The sequence below is a fragment of the Agathobacter rectalis ATCC 33656 genome (assembly GCF_000020605.1).
Classification (GTDB): Bacteria; Bacillota; Clostridia; order Lachnospirales; family Lachnospiraceae; genus Roseburia; species Roseburia rectalis.
The window spans coordinates 529,766-546,863 of the sequence record NC_012781.1; the positions used below are offsets into that span (position 1 = coordinate 529,766).

Sequence of the window (17,098 nt, forward strand, 5' to 3'; positions counted from 1 at the left end):
AGGTGAGGAGAATAATACTATTATGGAACTAAAAGAATTAAGTCGCAGAATATCAAGGTACCGGGCAAATGTAGAAAATCTGCAGCTTGAGAAAAACAGGCTGCTTAATGAAATAGATGCTTTGGATCAGGAAGCATTGAAAATAAAGGAATATAAATGGCAGGCGCAAAACCGGTTTAAATGCAGAGTTGATAATATAGCCGGCATGGACAGATATAGCAGTCGTAATATAACAAATCTGAAGGGCAGACTTAAGAGTATTAATTCATTAAACGACGGAAAATCGTATGTAGCCAATGCGATGAATGCTATAGATTCAATGCTGAGAGATGTAGAGAATGCAATCAGGAGCAGAAATGACAGGATATATGAAATAAATCAGCAGCTGTGTACATATGAGGACAATATAGAGCAGCTGAGAATAAAAAAAAGAAGAATGGAGAGTAAGTAATGGGACAGTACAATTTAAGGTTTGAGCAGGAGGAATTTACAGAACTTGTGCGTTTATACTCAGAACTTGCAAAGATTGCAGATAGACAGATGAACGAATATCAGATGATACTTGATATTATAAACACAAATGCAGTTATAAGCGGTGAATTGCACGATAAGCTGGAAGTGTACGAGGATGCTGTTCATACATATCAGAGTATACTGGGAGAATCCTTCAGGGAAATGTCGAAAAAACTTAATGAATTTGTGAGAGATGTAGATGAGGCAGATGGAGATATATATGGTATAGGAACATATGAAGCGTATTAGAAGGAGGGGTGACGCATAATGAAATTTAAGGATTTTACGCAGGAAGCATACGATGACATACAAAGCTATATGGGAGGAGAAGAACAGTGGGAGGAAATAAACAAAACCTACGGTGTAGTGGAAACCAAAGGTATATTTCAATATGATTATGAATCACAGCTAAGAAACGCGGCAACAGAATATCAGAGACAAAATGAAGAGGCAAGCAATAGTGTAAGAAGGATGTTTGATAATGTAAATGGAGTGGATGATCTATATGCAGCCAGGTTTCGGGACGAATATATGGACTTGGAAAGATTCAGCACTGCAATTAAAGAACTGGCAGCTCTGATTAATGTAAGATCCGTTGAGAATATATATACGATGGATTGCCAGACATTGAAAACAAAAGCTGGTAATATACAGGCAAAAGTGGACTCGAAGATAACAGAGTATTATAAAGAGCGATTCTATTCAGTGGATTCTAATGGAAAGACAGTTATGAACTGGGACGAAATAAACTATGAGATGCGGAAGGAATTTGTACCAGATGCAGAGCTGCAGGCACTTGTATCAGTATTTCCAAAGCTGTCCACAGATGATGAGGAAGAAACCATAGCAAATATAGAGAACATGCTGCGCGCAGGTTATGGAAACGCCAAGGATGATGAGTGGATAGATAATGCAGATCTGGAAGACCCTAAGTATTACAGTGTGAGTGTCACGAATACATTTAAGAGGGCGGTGGATATATATAAGACAAGTATGGATATAATTGACTATTACAGCGAAAAATGTGCATACAGAAACGACGAGATTAGTGATGAAGCGCTTGAAGAGATGAAAGAGCAGTACAGAGTGTCATCCCTGTTTAAAGCAATGGTTGATAGCTACCCGACAATAGGAGTTGCATATAATGGAAAAAACGATGGATTTACAATACATTCCGATAAAGAGAAAAATGTGACCGTATCCGTATGCCTGAAAGAGCTGCCGTTTGATGTAAGCATATGCAATATTACAGACAGCAATGACAGGGAGATATTGGACAAATATTATAACGTCAAGGTAACAAATGGAACTATTAATGAAAAAGTAGGAAAAGAAAATGAGAAGGTCAATCAGATAGATGCGTATGGAATGGTAGATAATCAGATTGTAAGCCATGTACTTCCACACGGCATGATTGAGAATACAAAGCAGAATCTTGAAAATCAAAAGGAAGAGGAAAAGACTGAATGCAGAGTATTTTTTGATGTAACAAGTAATACTTTAAAAGGTAAGATTATTGATGAAGCTATAGGCCTTTCAGCGGTAATAATAAATGAAACCGTAGGAGATAAGATTAACAAGGCTAACGCAGCAATAAATTATTTGAATGACTTAAATGCAGCATATGATGAAAATAATGAAAATGTACAAAATAATGCAGAAATTGATGAAGCAAAAGACAGACTGACAGAAACAGACTTTACATGTCAGGACATGATAGAAGATGCCAATTATTTCGGCATGGATATGGAGATAACCAGGGTAGGTGACACCTATATCTGTGATAATATCACGATGGATGTGGAGAAAGTGACGAAGATGGTGGATGCATATAATGCACAGGCAGAGCCGAAACAGCAGGTAAGTATTGATGACTTGGAGGACTATGCCAGGGGAGCAGGTGATAAAAATCAGAGAGAGGATGACGAAGACTATAAGGCTTTGTGCAACAGAGTGTCAAACTATATTGATTACGTTATAGAAAATTGAGATAACAATAAATAGGCATGAATGCAACGCATACAGAAAGGAAAATTTATTATGAAGAAAGCAATATCAGTTCTTATGATAGCAGCATGTATGTTATGTATGGTGACAGCATGTGAAAAAAAGGATAAGAAGGAAAATGACACATCAGCAGCACAGGCAACAGAAACAGATTGCACGGCAGCAGAGCGTGTGACCACAGAGCCGGAAGGTGAAATCACGATATCAGAGATGATAGATCAGAGGATTAAAGAGGAAGGGAAGATAATGATATATAGGATGCATTTTGGTCCGTCAAAGACTCCTTTGGAAATAACAGAGGATTTAAACGTAAATATTATATCGTATGATGGGAAAGAACTTATCGATTATGGAAATAGCTCTAATCGCAGAGGGGAGACCAGACTTGGTGACATAATACATAATAAAGTGGATTATTCAACATATAATATAGGCGCATATGGTGGAAACTGGAAGCGACATCGTTATGTGTCTGGTGGAGACGAAAAGTATGTGGAAGAAGAAGGCTATGTACAGCGCGAAATCACTACAGATGATTCGGGAAATAATACCCAGATGGAGACACTGTATTCGTATTCAAAGGGAACTCTTTATACAAGAGAGGAGGGAAGTGAGGTATGGAATCAGACAGAGAAAGAGGACAGTCTAGATATAGTATCATTTGGAACATTTGAGAGGATAAAGCTGGATGGAAAAACATACATGACATTCTGCGTAAGAGATAATTTGAATCTGATAAAGTATTATATAATTCCGGACAATAAATTCACAGAGAACAAGACAGTTGTATATGACACTCCGGGATCAGAGGGAACCACAGTCAATACAGTGGATTACCTCAAAAAATACCAGGCGGTTCCCAAAGAAGAGCTGGAGCAGATGATAATTTTCCCAGGCAGTAAAAAAGCGGAAAGCTCACAGGCTGCAGATTAAATACGGTATGATTGCTTATGCAATTATATATAAAAATTATTTTAAGGAGGACATGAAAATGGCAGCAGGACAGATCAGAATGACACCTGACACAATGAGAGAAAGGGCAGGAGAGTACAGGACAGAAGCAGATAATGTACAGAGCGTAATCGACAAGATGGACAGATTACTTGAAACCCTGCTCACAGAGTGGGAGGGCTCAGCATCAGAGGCATATGCCAACAAGTTTGCAGAGCTCAGACCTTCATTTGTAAAAGGAAAAGAGCTGATCGATGATATCGCAGCGGCACTTGACAAGACTGCAGAGGCAGTAGAGTCAACCGATACACAGATAGCAAATCAGTTCAGCATGTAAAATTCATTCAATGCCGGATTCCACACCACAGGCTGTGGTGTGGAATTGTATTGTATTTGTATTGTGGCTTTATTTCAAGAGCAGCAGAGCTGCTTTTAAAATAAGACCATAATTTTATACATTAACAGGAGGACAGAAAAGTCATGATAAAAAGCGGAGACAGTAAAGAAATAAGACTTAAGGAATTTAGCTATGCGCTGGAGAGAATGGAGAGTTTAAAATCAGGAAATGAGCTGACTAATAAGATAGTTGAAATACAGGGAACCCAGATACACAGCAAAGGAGACAGCGTGCCGGAAATAGAGAGCATAAATACTTTTCTGACAACGATTTCATTTGCCGTGGAGGATTTATTTAATAATACATATGAGGTATTGAATAATTCGCTAGAGCAGTATATAGCCTCTGATGAAGCGATTGGAAAATTATGGGAACAAATACAGAACGATAATGACGAAAAGGACAGTTCGGACCCATTCAAGGATGTAGTTATTAATTTTCAGTCAGGACATGATTATAGATTAAATGAGATATTAGGTGACGTTAAATTGAAAAAATAATCCGGAGAAATTACATCAAGATGAGATTGTTTAGGGCTTTGTGCAACAGAGTAAAGGAATATATGAAGTACATTTTGGAAAACTGAGATAACAATAAATAGGCATGAATGCAACGCATACAGGAAGGAAAATTTATTATGAAGAAAGCAATATCAGTTCTTATGGTAGCGGCATGTATGTTATGTATGGTGACAGCATGTGAAAAAAAGGATAAAAAGGAAAATGACACATCAGCAGCTCAGGCAACAGAAACAGATTGCACGGCAGCAGAGCTTGTGACCACAGAGCCGGAAGCTGAAATCACGATATCAGAGATGATAGATCAGAGGATTAAAGAGGAAGGAAAGATAATGATGTATAGGATGCATTTTGGTCCGTCAAAGACTCCTTTGGAAATAACAGAGGATTTAAACGTAAATATTATATCGTATGACGGGAAAGAACTTATTGATTATGGAAATAGCTCTAATCGCAGAGGGGAGACCAGACTTGGTGACATAATACATAATAAAGTGGATTATTCAACATATGATATAGGTGCATATGGCGGAAGCTGGAAGCGACATCGTCGTGTGTCTGGTGGAGACGAAAAGTATGTGGAAGAAGAAGGCTATGTACAGCGCGAAATCACTACAGATGATTCGGGCAATAATACCCAGATGGAGACACTGTATTTGTATTCAAAGGGAACTCTTTATACAAGAGAGGAGGGAAGTGAGGTATGGAACCAGACAGAGAAAAACGATAACCTTCCGGTAGTAGCATTTGGAACATTTGAGAGAATAAAGCTGGATGGAAAAACATATATGACATTCTGTGTAAGAGATGATTTGAATCTGATAAAGTATATAATAATTCCGGACAATAAATTCACAGAGAACAAGACAGTTGTATATGATACTCCGGGAACGGAGGGGACCACAGTCAATACAGTGGATTACCTCAAAGAATACCAGGCGGTTCCCAAAGAGGAACTGGAGCAGATGATAGTTTTCCCGGGCAGCAAAAAAGCGGAAAGCTCACAGGCTGCAGATTAAATACGGTATGATTGCTTATGCTAACAAGTTTGCAGAGCTCAGACCTTCATTTGTAAAAGGAAAAGAGCTGATCGATGATATCGCAGCGGCACTTGACAAGACTGCAGAGGCAGTAGAGTCAACCGATACACAGATAGCAAATCAGTTCAGCATGTAAAATTCATTCAATGCCGGATTCCACACCACAGGCTGTGGTGTGGAATTGTATTGTATTTGTATTGTGGTCATATTGTAGTTATATTGTGGCTTTATTTCAAGAGCAGCAGAGCTGCTTTTAAAATAAGACCATAATTTTATACATTAACAGGAGGACAGAAAAGTCATGATAAAAAGCGGAGACAGCGTACCGGAAATAGAGAGCATAAATACTTTTCTGACAACGATTTCATTTGCCGTGGAGGATTTATTTAATAATACATATGAGGTATTGAATAATTCGTTAGAGCAGTATATAGCCTCTGATGAAGTGATTGGAAAATTGAGATAACAATAAATAGGAATGAATGCAACGCATACAGAAAGGAAAATTTATTATGAAGAAAGCAATATCAGTTCTTATGGTAGCGGCATGTATGTTATGTATGGTGACAGCATGTGAAAAAAAGGATAAGAAGGAAAATGACACATCAGCAGTTCAGGCAACAGAAACAGATTGCACGGCAGCAGAGCTTGTGACCACAGAGCCGGAAGGTGAAATCACGATATCAGAGATGATAGATCAGAGGATTAAAGAGGAAGGAAAGATAATGATATATAGGATGTGTATTGCCGAATCAAATACACCTGTAGAAATAACAGAGGATTTAAAAGTTAAGATTATCTCATATGATGGAGATAAACTAAAAGGCTATAAGAATCCTGATGATTTCCTTATGGAGACCAGACTTGGTGACATAATACATAATAAAGTGGATTATTCAACATATAATATAGGCACATATGGTGGGAACTGGAAGCGACATCGTTATGTGTCTGGTGGAGACGAAAAGTATGTGGAAGAAGAAGGCTATGTACAGCGCGAAATCACTACAGATGATTCGGGAAATAATGCCCAGCTGGAGACACTGTATTCGTATTCAAAGGGAACTCTTTATAGCAGGGATGCTGGAAGTAAAGAATGGAACCAGACAGAGAAAGAGGACAGTCTAGATATAGTATCATTTGGAACATTTGAGAGGATAAAGCTGGATGGAAAAACATACATGACATTCTGCGTAAGAGATAATTTGAATCTGATAGAGTATGATATTATTCCGGACAATAAATTCACAGAGAACAAGACAGTTGTATATGACACTCCGGGAACAGAGAAAACCACAGTCAATACAGTGGATTACCTCAAAGAATACCAGGCGGTTCCCAAAGAAGAACTGGAGCAGATGATAGTTTTCCCGGGCAGCAAAAAAGCGGAAAGCTCACAGGCTGCAGATTAAATACGGTATGATTGCATATGCCAACAAGTTTGCAGAGCTCAGACTTTCATTTGTAAAAGGAAAAGAGCTGATCGATGATATCGCAATGGCACTTTCACGACGGATGTGGAGAAAGTGACGAAGATGGTGGATGCATATAATGCACAGGCAGAGCCGAAAAAGCAGGTAAGTATTAAGGACCTAGAAAAATATGCCAGGGGAGCAGGCAATAAAAATCAGAGAGAGGATGACGAAAGTTATAAGGATTTATGTCGAAGAGTGTCAAAATATATTGATTACGTTATAGAAAATTGAGATAACAATAAATAGGCATGAATGCAACGCAGACGGAAAGGAAAATTTATTATGAAGAAAGCAATATCAGTTCTTATGGTAGCGGCATGTATGTTATGTATGGTGACAGCATGTGAAAAAAAGGATAAAAAGGAAAATGACACATCAGCAGTTCAGGCAACAGAAACAGATTGCACGGCAGCAGAGCTTGTAACCACAGAGCCGGAAGGTGAAATCACGATATCAGAGATGATAGATCAAAGGATTAAAGAGGAAGGAAAGATAATGATATATAGGATGCGTTTTGGCCCGTCAAAGACTCCTTTGGAAATAACAGAGGATTTAAACGTAAATATTATATCGTATGATGGGAAAGAACTTATCGGTTATAGAAATAGCTCTAATCGCAGAGGGGAGACCAGACTTGGTGACATAATACATAATAAAGTGGATTATTCAACATATAATATAGGCGCATATGGTGGAAACTGGAAAAGATATGATAATGAGTTTGGAGATGAAAAATATGTGGAAGAAGAAGGCTATGTACAGCGCGAAATCACTACAGATGATTCGGGAAATAATGCCCAGCTGGAGACACTGTATTCGTATTCAAAGGGAACTCTTTATAGCAGGGATGCTGGAAGTAAAGAATGGAACCAGACAGAGAAAGAGGACAGTCTAGATATAGTATCATTTGGAACATTTGAGAGGATAAAGCTGGATGGAAAAACATACATGACATTCTGCGTAAGAGATAATTTGAATCTGATAGAGTATGATATTATTCCGGACAATAAATTCACAGAGAACAAGACAGTTGTATATGACACTCCGGGAACAGAGAAAACCACAGTCAATACAGTGGATTACCTCAAAGAATACCAGGCGGTTCCCAAAGAAGAACTGGAGCAGATGATAGTTTTCCCGGGCAGTAAAAAAGCGGAAAGCTCACAGGCTGCAGATTAAATACGGTATGATTGCATATGCCAACAAGTTTGCAGAGCTCAGACCTTTATTTGTAAAAGTTTATCAGAACAAGAGGAGAAGCAATATGGCAAGTCTGTTAGAACGATTAAAATATATAATAGAAGATATTTTTGGAAAGAAAACCTATGCAGAATCTCAGAGAGATAAATATAAAAAAGTAGTAAGGAATTTGGAAAAAGAGTTAAAGAAAACAGACAATTTAAGTGATGTTATGGATCAATTAGCAACAGATTACAATACAATGGAGATGAATCCGGATTCTGCTCAGGGAAAACTCAGCGACACTTTTGTAACAAAGGAAAGTGAAAATCGCGAGGCAGTAGAAAAACTGGGGGCTGATTTTAAAGAAATAATTGCAGAAGTAAAATCAAAATTGGAATTTGCAAGAGATGAATATAATTACTGGTGTGACGAAGCAAAACGTGAAGATGATGAAATGAAGATATATCAGCAGCAATATTATGAGGAGGAAGAGAGATTAAGAAGAGAAGCTGCGGAGGAAGAGGCAAGGCGAAAAAGAGAAGCGTCATAGGTTGATTAGTTAGTTATGGGAAAGGAGAATGTATGCAGGATTTTAAAATGTCAGGAAGCAATATGAATGAACTGCTGACTAACATGAAAGCAATAAAGGAAAGAATAGATGATTCCTACGATGAATTGACCCGGCTTATGTCGCGTATTGAGAGTGATAAATTGTGGAAGGGGAAAGAAGAAACTACTTTTATGGCATATATGGGGCTGATGCAACAATATCATAAAAGTTTTTCAAAGGCTAACGGTGACAATCCGGTGCAGCAGGCAATCGATGCATTAAAATCTCATGGTGACAGAGTAGATGATTTTTATGATGAATTTCAGGAGTATAAGGATATGGAGGACATGTAATGAGATTTACGGAGCATGAAATGGTGTTTTTTAATAGTATTACAAAAGGAAATGATGTATTTGGAATTCCGTTAAAGTTCCGACCACAGAAAGGTCATGAAGAGGAAGTTAAAAAAACTATAAATGGACTGATAGAAAAGGGTGTGCTTGCATCTGAAACGGAATTGACGAAAATGGGATTTTTTCCGGCAAGAGCGTTGGAATGTTATAAGGAAAGTCGGAATCATATTATTATAAATTATTTACATATTGCACTTTTGGAACAAAGAGAGGCGATAGTGATCATTCCCTTGAAAAATAGAGAATATGAGATGTTACGGCTGCCGAGAGTCGCTGTCTTATATTTATTATTGAAAATATATCCGGTATTACAGACTGGAACAGTATCAGAAAAGGAGCTTTTACAGCTGCAAGACATTGATTCTTTTTTAAGAGAAGTAAAAGACTGCAAAGAGAATATCATGATAGGAGAATTTCAGGATAATGCATTAACAAAAGAATGGCTTTATTATTGGAAGAATAATCGGATATTTGAGTATGACCTGAATCGGCAGATAAAAAGAGAAGTGGATGCAGTACAGGTAAGAAGAGAATTACTGAGACTTCTGGCAATTGATGAGGAGGTAAAAAATTATGCGTAGTAGCGTAGATACGGCCTGCAGCGGATCCTCAGAAGAAATAAAAATAGGTGCCGGTGTTTTGGATTATATAAGTGAATTGGGAAATATCCAGGCAAAGATTTTGGAGGCATATACCTATAGTGAACAGTGTGTACAAAATATAGAATCAGAGGATACATATCAGGGGGAGGCCAGAGAGGAGATGCTTGCATTTTTTAAATCCCTAGCCAGTAATATGCAGAAAATGACATTTTTGTATCAGGCGGCAGGAACGTACATTCAAAATGCTTATAATACTATGTATTATAATGAACAGCAGGTTGTGGAATGGGTCATTGGACAAATTGGAGGAAATGAATAAAAGTTATGGAAGAAGAAATAAAAAAAGCATACATGGATTGGAGTGAAAAAGGTGTAAGCTATTTAAATTGTATGTATGTGTATGATACAATGATGGATGTGGACGAGGCACTGCAGACCTGTGATACAATTTTAGATGAAATTGACCTGGGAATTGACTATACATCTAGGGAAAAGGATATTGACAGGCTTTTAGAGGGGCATGGAACCCTTCACCGTTATATTGATGTCTTAAATTGTTACGTGGATGATAAGCTGGATCAGCCTTTAAAGAAAGATTTCAAGAAAAATGCTACAGAAACAATCAGCCGAATCCATCTGGAAGACTTTGAGGTAGATAATACACTGGGACTGACAGAAAACAATTACATAACCGGCGGAATGGGATATGCCGGAACCATGGTAGAACAGGAAAAAGCAAAGCTGACTTTTGCAGATTTTATTGGAACTTCTGACGGAAAGGCGGATGGAAATGGGCTTCATATATCGTATACCAATGGAAGTGTAGAAGATTTTGCAAGTATTTTTGCAGCACAGTATGAGGCAATGAAAGCATCCGGAGCTTTGGGAGAAGACAATAATCTTACCCAACAGGAATTTTTGGAGCAGTTTTATAGGCAGGGAGAATTTACCCATGACAGCAGTAACCCATTTTTAAACTTTGTTTCGTCCGTATTGGATATCACAATTATCAAACCTGTCATAGAGGCATGTACCGGAGAAGATTTGATAACCGGAGAAGACCTGACAGACATGGAACGTGGACTTAAGGTGGTCTTTGCAATGGTGGATTTGGTTACGCTTGGAGGCGCCATTGCAGCAACAAAGTTCTCGGAAATGGGATTAAAAGAAGGACTTAAGGCATTTGGAAAAACAGCCCTGATAGACTTTGCGGGAAATACAGCAGCCTGTGGTGTGGGAGCACTGGGAGAAACCTTTGACTGGCCGGTGCCTATAACAATGATGCTGAGTCTTGCAGCAGGAATCACGGTAAGTATTTCGGGAAATAAGTTGTTATTTAAAAATGCAGATGGGATAGAGATTGGGTCGAAGACGCTGAGTGATGCTGAGGTTAAAAAAATCGGGGATGTGTTGGATGAAGGACTAGATATAAATTTTGTTAGCGAAGACCTTAATAATATATTAAAAAACAAGGGAGTAACGTTGGAAGAATTTAATGCATTACGATTACGGGATGTTTCAACATTGTCTGAAGAAGAAAGAGTAATGCTTAGGAAAATAGGGGAACAGCTAACAGAGGATGAGAGACTAAAACTTATTGGAAAAAGTACATGGGATAAAATTGTTAATTCGATTAGTAGTGAGGATAGGAAAAAGATTCAAGGATGGAAATTTACACCGAGTGATGAATTGTATATAAAATATAAAGAAATTTATGATAATCCTAAGTATTATAATCAGAAAACAGGTGAAATTCATTGGCCACCAAATGATGGTTTTAAGGAAGGAAGTAAGTGTAAAAAGGTTATACCCGCTGATACACTATTTAAGAGATATGGAGCTAATAACGGAGAATTTTTAGGAAACTCAGTAGATTCGTTTGAATCAAGGGCATTAGCACCTCATAGTGAAGGGGCAGAAATTCATTATTATCAATTAGTAGAAGATTATGAATTTACAACTGGAAAAGCTGCACCTTGGTTTGGAAGTGAGGGAGGAGCACAACAGTATGTTGTTTATAAGCCAGATGGATCAAAGTATACTATAAAAGAGTTGGAAGAAACAGGTATAATAGAAGATGTCACAGAGTTGGTAAATAAAGGAGAGATTGTAATTGAGTAATGCACAACACGTATTGAATAAAGAAAATTTAAAAATAGAAAACAAGATAATTACAGAGATGAAAGGAAAAGTAGACCTAGAAAACTATATTTCTATAGTCAATGAAAACGATGTATATGTTGTTAATGAAAATCATCGCGGTAGCAAAAAAGTAAAGTATACAACGGATAATTATGAAAAGGCAGTTATATTTGGAATAGTAAGTTACAAGAAGTTAAATGATAAAATTATAGATCGAGAAAAAGTAAGAGAATTGCGTAAAGCAGTTAATGAAAATGATATAAAATTTGTAAACCAATGTTTTGATGAATTTACAAACATATTTAGTGAAGGCTTCTTTCAAATAAACAAGATATGTATTATAAAAGAGGATGAAAAAGCCAATGTTATTTTTAATGACAACAAAATAGTTGAAAAAGCGTCATTAAGTAGAGCCTTTGTAGCAGCTTTTAACTATTGTAAAAATTATCAAAAAATTATAGACTTTTGTAATAAGTATAAGGAAGTGTTAAAACTATTAAGTATTGATGAAAATGATATTGTAAATGCATATATGTTTTAGTAATGTTATGAATACAAGAAAACGATGTTGTTAATATGTTTGCCTCTAACTGGGCAGTAATGATAACGATAATGTTGGAGTTGCAATAGAAATTACGGTGAGAGTTATATAGGTGTAGAACGTATGGAATTATAAAAAACATTAAAGCTAATGTAGAAAAAATGAAGAATATTATTTTGTGAAAAACTCCTTAAGCAAGACGTGGAGATTATAGAGGAAAAAGAGAAGATAGAACTATAGACAGGATATAGTTTTATGGATATTAGGAAATGCAACCTGTGATGTGGGAGCACTGGGAGAAACCTTTGACTGGCCGGTGCCTATAACAATGATGCTGAGTCTTGCAGCAGGAATCACGGTAAGTATTTCGGGAAATAAATTGCTGTTTAAAAATGCAGATGGGATAGAGATTGGGTCGAAGACGCTGAGCGATGATGAAATTAAGATTGTTGAAAAGGAGATAGAAAAAAATACCAGAACGGAAATTCTTTCAAGTGAAGAGGCAGAAGAAATAGCCTTTAATGCAATTCAGGGGGCAGATAAAGCTGATACAGTTGTATTGGGTAAATTCGACGCTTTAAAAGATGCAAATGAAAATTTTGTTTATGATGCAAATGGAAATCTTATACCAACAGATAAATCTTATAATAAAGTTGCAGAACAAATGGGAGCACAGTATTTTCAGTTGGATAATTGGGATGAACTTGCTGCTAAATATGATGATAATGAAATTTGGAAAATAAATGAAAAATTTTTAGATATTCAAATTGCATCTGGTAGAGAAATATACTTGTCTGCAAATCCAGAAGAATTTATTGATGGTACCTCATTTTATTCTAAAGAGCTTCAGTATTTAGAAAAGCATGGATATCATTTTGTGAAGGAAGGAGATATATGGCGTGCTGTTCAATAGCGAATTTTACGAGTTATATGTTAATACATTTGAAAAAAGTATAAAAGATATGTTTGGAACAGATATGAAACAGCGAGTAAAAACTTGTGCATTTCAACATATGGGAAGTTTTATTTTATCTTATGAGTATGTTCCATTAAATTATATTATTACTATAGAAAATGAGATGCGAACATTTAATGTTACCATAGAGGATAAAGAAAAGGCTTCGACTCCTTTAAGTAGAATAAAAAAATACGAAAGTGGTTTAAGTCAAGATAATATACATGAGGTTATTTGTTTATTAAAAGAAGTATTAAGAGAAAATGACTTTGATTTGTATATATACAAGGATGATAAAGTTTATATTAAGAATAAGCAAGGAGTAAAAAGAATAAAAAGAGTAAAAAGAAGTCAATAAAAGACTGACTATGGAGGTATATAAATGGAAAACAAGGTCTCAGAAAGATACTTAACATTAAGAGAACGGGTTTTAAGATATTCATATCGGGATATGAATTTAAGTTTGGACAACGATGAGCAGGTGTATATAGCAGTGTTTGATATACCATTAAAAAGTAATATTATTGGTTTTCAAACACAAACGTTAGCACTGGTTTTTGGACTTAATACGCATATTTACCATGGGAGCGGAAATGTTATGGTAGATTTAGAGAAAAATGCAGAAGTAATGAAAGCCATGCAATCTGTACTTATAAGTAGCCATCAGGTACTGGGCAGTATGGAAAAAACCGAGAACATAGAGTATTACGAAAGCAAAAATGTAAGGGTGTATCTAAAAACCAAAAAGGGTATTTATTTTAAGGAATTAGAAGGGGATAGTAAAGAAGATAGATTTCTATTAATGCTAATGAATCATGTATTAGGAGCGATTTCACAAATAAAAAAAGGAAAATTATGAACTATGATGTTTTAATTAATACTGCAATTGAAAAAAATGAGGTTTTACAGTTATTACGTGGAGAAAAAGAATATGAAGTTATAGTGTCAGAATTTTCACCAGATATTTTTCCAACAGATATCACATCTGTGTTAGTAGAGTGTTTTTATAAGCAGATTAAAAAGATTGAAAATATTGAAAAGATTTTTACAACAGGACTTGAAAAATTATTATTAGGAGATGCCGGTGATGTTTATATAGCAGTGTTATACTTTGATGCTTGTATTTTTCAGGAAGAAAGAAATAAAGCGACTTTTACATTAGACAGAAAAATAATTGCAGAGAAGATAAGAACAGCACTAAATGAAAAAAAGGAACAATTGCAGGAAAGTGTTACATATAAGAATGGAATGACAAAAAAGAATCCATGGAAAAATATTGAAAATTTTAATAATTACTATTGCAAGAAGTACGACTTTAATATTATTGAATAGGAGATGGCAAAGAAGATAGATTTCTATTAATGCTAATGAATCATGTACGGTAAGTATTTCCGGGAATAAGCTGTTACTTAAAAATGCAGAGGGGATAGAGATAGGGACTAGGACACTGAATAATGATGAGCTTAAGAGGATTGGTCAGACGATAGAGGAAGGGAATTATTCAAATTTAACAGATTTGGTATCGGCAAAAGAAGCAGAGGTGTATCTGCATTTTCTGGAAAGTGGAAGTACTGCGGGAATGATAGAGGCAGAACTTAGAGCAGTGCGGAAGATAGAAGAACTTATTCAGTCGAATAAGATAGATTATAATGGGATATTAAGGATACGAAATAAGACGGTAAAGTCTGATGTTGAAGTAGTAAGAAAAACAACAGAAGACAGTGTAGAAGATGTGGGGAGACCAGCTATGGATGAAAATGTAATTGAAATAAAAAAACAGGTTAGAAAAGTAATTGAATTGTTGGAACAACGTATAATACTTGAGCCTAACAGACCTATTCTAAAAACATTATATGATAGATATATGAAAGCTGAAGAAATTATATCAAGTAATGAAGATATTAGTAAAATTATGATTAGTGGTGGGTGTAGAGCTTATTTAGATGCGTTTAGTGATTATATGAATCCTTTATTAGGCGAAATGGATAAAGCAGAGAAAATGCTTTCTAATTTAAAAAAGTAGTGTTGAAAGAGGATGCTTGGTTATTTATATGTTTATTCTTTCGGACTCCCAACAACCTATAACTCCTGCACGTCTAATAATTAACCATCATGGCTGCCCAGAAGCAATTAAGAATCCATGATGTTAATTAATAGACGCTAGCGAAATTTTGCCGAGTTGGGTATACGAACGAACATTGAAAAATGACATGCTGATGGAACGCACTCTTAGTAACAAAATGTTGCGAAAGGGTGCGTTTTTCTGTGAAGGTATTTTTATAAATGGTAAGGATATTTTATAAAAGTCAGTATTACAAGCGGTATTTCAGACATAAAAAATGGTCTCTAAAAAGCGGTAATCCATTTACAGATTTTCTTCGTTATACTGATAATTTTAAGAGATGCATTTCTGTATAATGATGAAATCGTTGTACTCAGACCAAAGTGTCGGACAAAGTTTTTAGCCTTTTCTGGAAAACTATACAGTATCTGCATTTCTGCTAATGGAGAAATATAGTTGCTCCACGGAACTGATGTTTTTATAGGTGCTAGAAAACCTTATTTTATCTGAATTTATGTAAGAAGCATAGAACCCTGCATTATTATTTCGATACGAGATTTTATATTAGTTTTCTTCATATTGTGGTGGTATGAGAAGAATATCTGTTTGCTCATTTTTATAGCACAGAACTGTTAGAATGTACACTAAAACCTAAGGAAGATAAGTGTTTTTCAAGATTTGATGGCAATTCAGTTTCACTTCAAGATGAATTATGACATTCAGAGACAGGTTACTAACAATTCGCTGGGTCTCATAAATACAGACAACTTAGACAATGATGGATAATCTCCTGCAATCTCAAACCATGGAATGCTAAAAAACGGTACAGAGTACAGAATGCCAGTAATGGAAAATATGTAGAGCAAATTTCAAATATGTGGTAGAATTTTAAGCAGATGAAACAGTCGGCTTTGGGAAGTGTATTTATTTTTCAAAAGAGAGGCATCGGCTTGGATAATTATAAGGGTAAAGAGTTTATGTCAAGACCAGCTATGGGAAGTCAATAGAAAATACAGAGTTTTTTAAAGAAAATGGGGGATTGGATGCTTCGGATTACATTTCAATTCATTCACGAAAACACATGTATGATCCTGATACTGTATCTACACCTAAAAAAACTCAATATGGAAAGGCTGTTAATGTTGGAAAATTGTGTGAAGATACTATTATGAAGCTGGATGAAGTAATTTATAATAAAGATCAAAATGTAATGATATACAAGAAAGAGTACCTTTTTAATATTAGTACGAGTGATACACCAACTGGTACACACAGAGTGTTTATTCCATTAAATACGCAAGGTAAGAAGACCATTAGAATGAGCCAATTTCCGTTGGTTGGAGGTAATTGAAATGAAATATGCAATTGAAATAGCTCTGAATAGAATTATTCCTAAAGAAATAAAATCAATCATTGCAACCCAAAGGATACTGGATATATTAATTGATGGTGTAACGGAAAACTTTGTAGTTATTCCAATGGACGAAATGTTAGAAGTATATAAAGAACAGGAAAATTTATTTGATTATGATGTCATTCCGTTTGCTATTTTAGATGATGATTATTTATGTCTATATTATCAGAATAATGGAATTTCAATTATTTATTGGAGTTCAGAAAGAGCACTAGAATCAAAGAATATGGCAATCTTTCAATTATATTCATCTTATGAAGATTTTGTAAAAGATTGCATCACAACTAAGCCTCCCCACGGGCAGGCTTAAATCCTAGTCTCACTACCAGACATTTA

At 35.8% G+C, this 17,098-nt stretch carries 25 protein-coding genes; all 25 read left to right on the forward strand.

Annotated elements, in window-relative coordinates; all coding sequences use genetic code 11:
* The first annotated feature begins 22 nt into the window (after positions 1-22).
* Positions 23-451, forward strand: a complete 429-nt coding sequence (locus EUBREC_RS02520; protein ID WP_012741474.1) for a hypothetical protein — start codon at positions 23-25, stop codon at positions 449-451.
* Positions 451-762 carry a hypothetical protein gene (locus tag EUBREC_RS02525; RefSeq protein WP_012741475.1) on the forward strand — a complete coding sequence of 104 codons (312 nt, stop codon included), beginning with the start codon at positions 451-453 and terminating at the stop codon, positions 760-762. Before EUBREC_RS02520 ends, EUBREC_RS02525 begins: the two co-directional genes overlap by 1 nt.
* An 18-nt stretch (positions 763-780) precedes the next feature.
* The gene (locus EUBREC_RS02530) at positions 781-2,502 is read left to right on the forward strand and encodes a hypothetical protein (RefSeq protein ID WP_012741476.1); all 1,722 of its coding nucleotides are present in this window, start codon (positions 781-783) and stop codon (positions 2,500-2,502) included.
* Between the two features lie 51 nt (positions 2,503-2,553).
* A complete protein-coding gene (locus EUBREC_RS02535) occupies positions 2,554-3,453 on the forward strand; it encodes a hypothetical protein (RefSeq protein WP_306718652.1) in 900 nt (299 codons plus the stop codon).
* 58 nt (positions 3,454-3,511) lie between these two features.
* Positions 3,512-3,808 (forward strand): WXG100 family type VII secretion target, encoded by a 297-nt coding sequence (locus EUBREC_RS02540; protein ID WP_041254430.1) that lies wholly within the window; start codon positions 3,512-3,514, stop codon positions 3,806-3,808.
* A gap of 143 nt (positions 3,809-3,951) precedes the next feature.
* A complete protein-coding gene (locus EUBREC_RS02545; protein WP_012741479.1) occupies positions 3,952-4,368 on the forward strand; it encodes a hypothetical protein in 417 nt (138 codons plus the stop codon).
* 137 nt (positions 4,369-4,505) lie between these two features.
* Positions 4,506-5,405, forward strand: coding sequence for a hypothetical protein (locus EUBREC_RS02550; RefSeq protein ID WP_306718655.1), 900 nt, complete (start codon positions 4,506-4,508; stop codon positions 5,403-5,405).
* Between the two features lie 7 nt (positions 5,406-5,412).
* A complete protein-coding gene (locus EUBREC_RS16535; protein ID WP_012741481.1) occupies positions 5,413-5,562 on the forward strand; it encodes a WXG100 family type VII secretion target in 150 nt (49 codons plus the stop codon).
* A gap of 165 nt (positions 5,563-5,727) precedes the next feature.
* A complete protein-coding gene (locus EUBREC_RS17655; protein WP_012741482.1) occupies positions 5,728-5,892 on the forward strand; it encodes a hypothetical protein in 165 nt (54 codons plus the stop codon).
* Positions 5,893-5,938: 46 nt separating this feature from the next.
* Positions 5,939-6,838: a hypothetical protein gene (locus EUBREC_RS02555; protein WP_148207794.1), complete on the forward strand. Its 900-nt coding sequence runs from the start codon at positions 5,939-5,941 to the stop codon at positions 6,836-6,838.
* 123 nt (positions 6,839-6,961) lie between these two features.
* The gene (locus EUBREC_RS17260; protein ID WP_306718661.1) at positions 6,962-7,132 is read left to right on the forward strand and encodes a hypothetical protein; all 171 of its coding nucleotides are present in this window, start codon (positions 6,962-6,964) and stop codon (positions 7,130-7,132) included.
* Between the two features lie 51 nt (positions 7,133-7,183).
* A complete protein-coding gene (locus EUBREC_RS02560) occupies positions 7,184-8,080 on the forward strand; it encodes a hypothetical protein (RefSeq protein ID WP_148207795.1) in 897 nt (298 codons plus the stop codon).
* A gap of 85 nt (positions 8,081-8,165) precedes the next feature.
* Positions 8,166-8,633 (forward strand): hypothetical protein, encoded by a 468-nt coding sequence (locus tag EUBREC_RS02565; RefSeq protein WP_306718663.1) that lies wholly within the window; start codon positions 8,166-8,168, stop codon positions 8,631-8,633.
* Positions 8,634-8,665: 32 nt separating this feature from the next.
* Complete coding sequence (locus EUBREC_RS02570) at positions 8,666-8,986, forward strand: hypothetical protein (RefSeq protein ID WP_012741487.1); 321 nt, start codon at positions 8,666-8,668, stop codon at positions 8,984-8,986.
* On the forward strand, positions 8,986-9,627 hold the full coding sequence (locus tag EUBREC_RS02575; RefSeq protein ID WP_012741488.1) for a DUF5081 family protein: 642 nt from the start codon (positions 8,986-8,988) through the stop codon (positions 9,625-9,627). Before EUBREC_RS02570 ends, EUBREC_RS02575 begins: the two co-directional genes overlap by 1 nt.
* Positions 9,620-9,967: a hypothetical protein gene (locus tag EUBREC_RS02580; protein ID WP_012741489.1), complete on the forward strand. Its 348-nt coding sequence runs from the start codon at positions 9,620-9,622 to the stop codon at positions 9,965-9,967. Before EUBREC_RS02575 ends, EUBREC_RS02580 begins: the two co-directional genes overlap by 8 nt.
* A gap of 5 nt (positions 9,968-9,972) precedes the next feature.
* A complete protein-coding gene (locus tag EUBREC_RS02585; RefSeq protein WP_012741490.1) occupies positions 9,973-11,769 on the forward strand; it encodes a glycohydrolase toxin TNT-related protein in 1,797 nt (598 codons plus the stop codon).
* The gene (locus tag EUBREC_RS02590; protein ID WP_012741491.1) at positions 11,762-12,331 is read left to right on the forward strand and encodes a hypothetical protein; all 570 of its coding nucleotides are present in this window, start codon (positions 11,762-11,764) and stop codon (positions 12,329-12,331) included. Before EUBREC_RS02585 ends, EUBREC_RS02590 begins: the two co-directional genes overlap by 8 nt.
* A 283-nt stretch (positions 12,332-12,614) precedes the next feature.
* On the forward strand, positions 12,615-13,244 hold the full coding sequence (locus EUBREC_RS02595) for a hypothetical protein (protein WP_012741492.1): 630 nt from the start codon (positions 12,615-12,617) through the stop codon (positions 13,242-13,244).
* Positions 13,231-13,644, forward strand: coding sequence for a hypothetical protein (locus EUBREC_RS02600; RefSeq protein ID WP_012741493.1), 414 nt, complete (start codon positions 13,231-13,233; stop codon positions 13,642-13,644). The genes EUBREC_RS02595 and EUBREC_RS02600 overlap by 14 nt, the downstream gene beginning before the upstream one ends.
* 24 nt (positions 13,645-13,668) lie before the next feature.
* Positions 13,669-14,145, forward strand: a complete 477-nt coding sequence (locus tag EUBREC_RS02605; RefSeq protein ID WP_041253850.1) for a hypothetical protein — start codon at positions 13,669-13,671, stop codon at positions 14,143-14,145.
* Complete coding sequence (locus tag EUBREC_RS02610; RefSeq protein ID WP_012741495.1) at positions 14,142-14,618, forward strand: hypothetical protein; 477 nt, start codon at positions 14,142-14,144, stop codon at positions 14,616-14,618. The genes EUBREC_RS02605 and EUBREC_RS02610 overlap by 4 nt, the downstream gene beginning before the upstream one ends.
* Positions 14,619-14,865: 247 nt before the next feature.
* Positions 14,866-15,309, forward strand: coding sequence for a hypothetical protein (locus tag EUBREC_RS16540; protein ID WP_148207796.1), 444 nt, complete (start codon positions 14,866-14,868; stop codon positions 15,307-15,309).
* A gap of 1,078 nt (positions 15,310-16,387) precedes the next feature.
* Entirely contained in the window at positions 16,388-16,699 is a 312-nt protein-coding gene (locus EUBREC_RS02620; RefSeq protein ID WP_138305274.1) for a hypothetical protein, read from the forward strand.
* A gap of 1 nt (position 16,700) precedes the next feature.
* The gene (locus EUBREC_RS02625) at positions 16,701-17,072 is read left to right on the forward strand and encodes a hypothetical protein (RefSeq protein ID WP_012741499.1); all 372 of its coding nucleotides are present in this window, start codon (positions 16,701-16,703) and stop codon (positions 17,070-17,072) included.
* Positions 17,073-17,098: the final 26 nt, after the last annotated feature.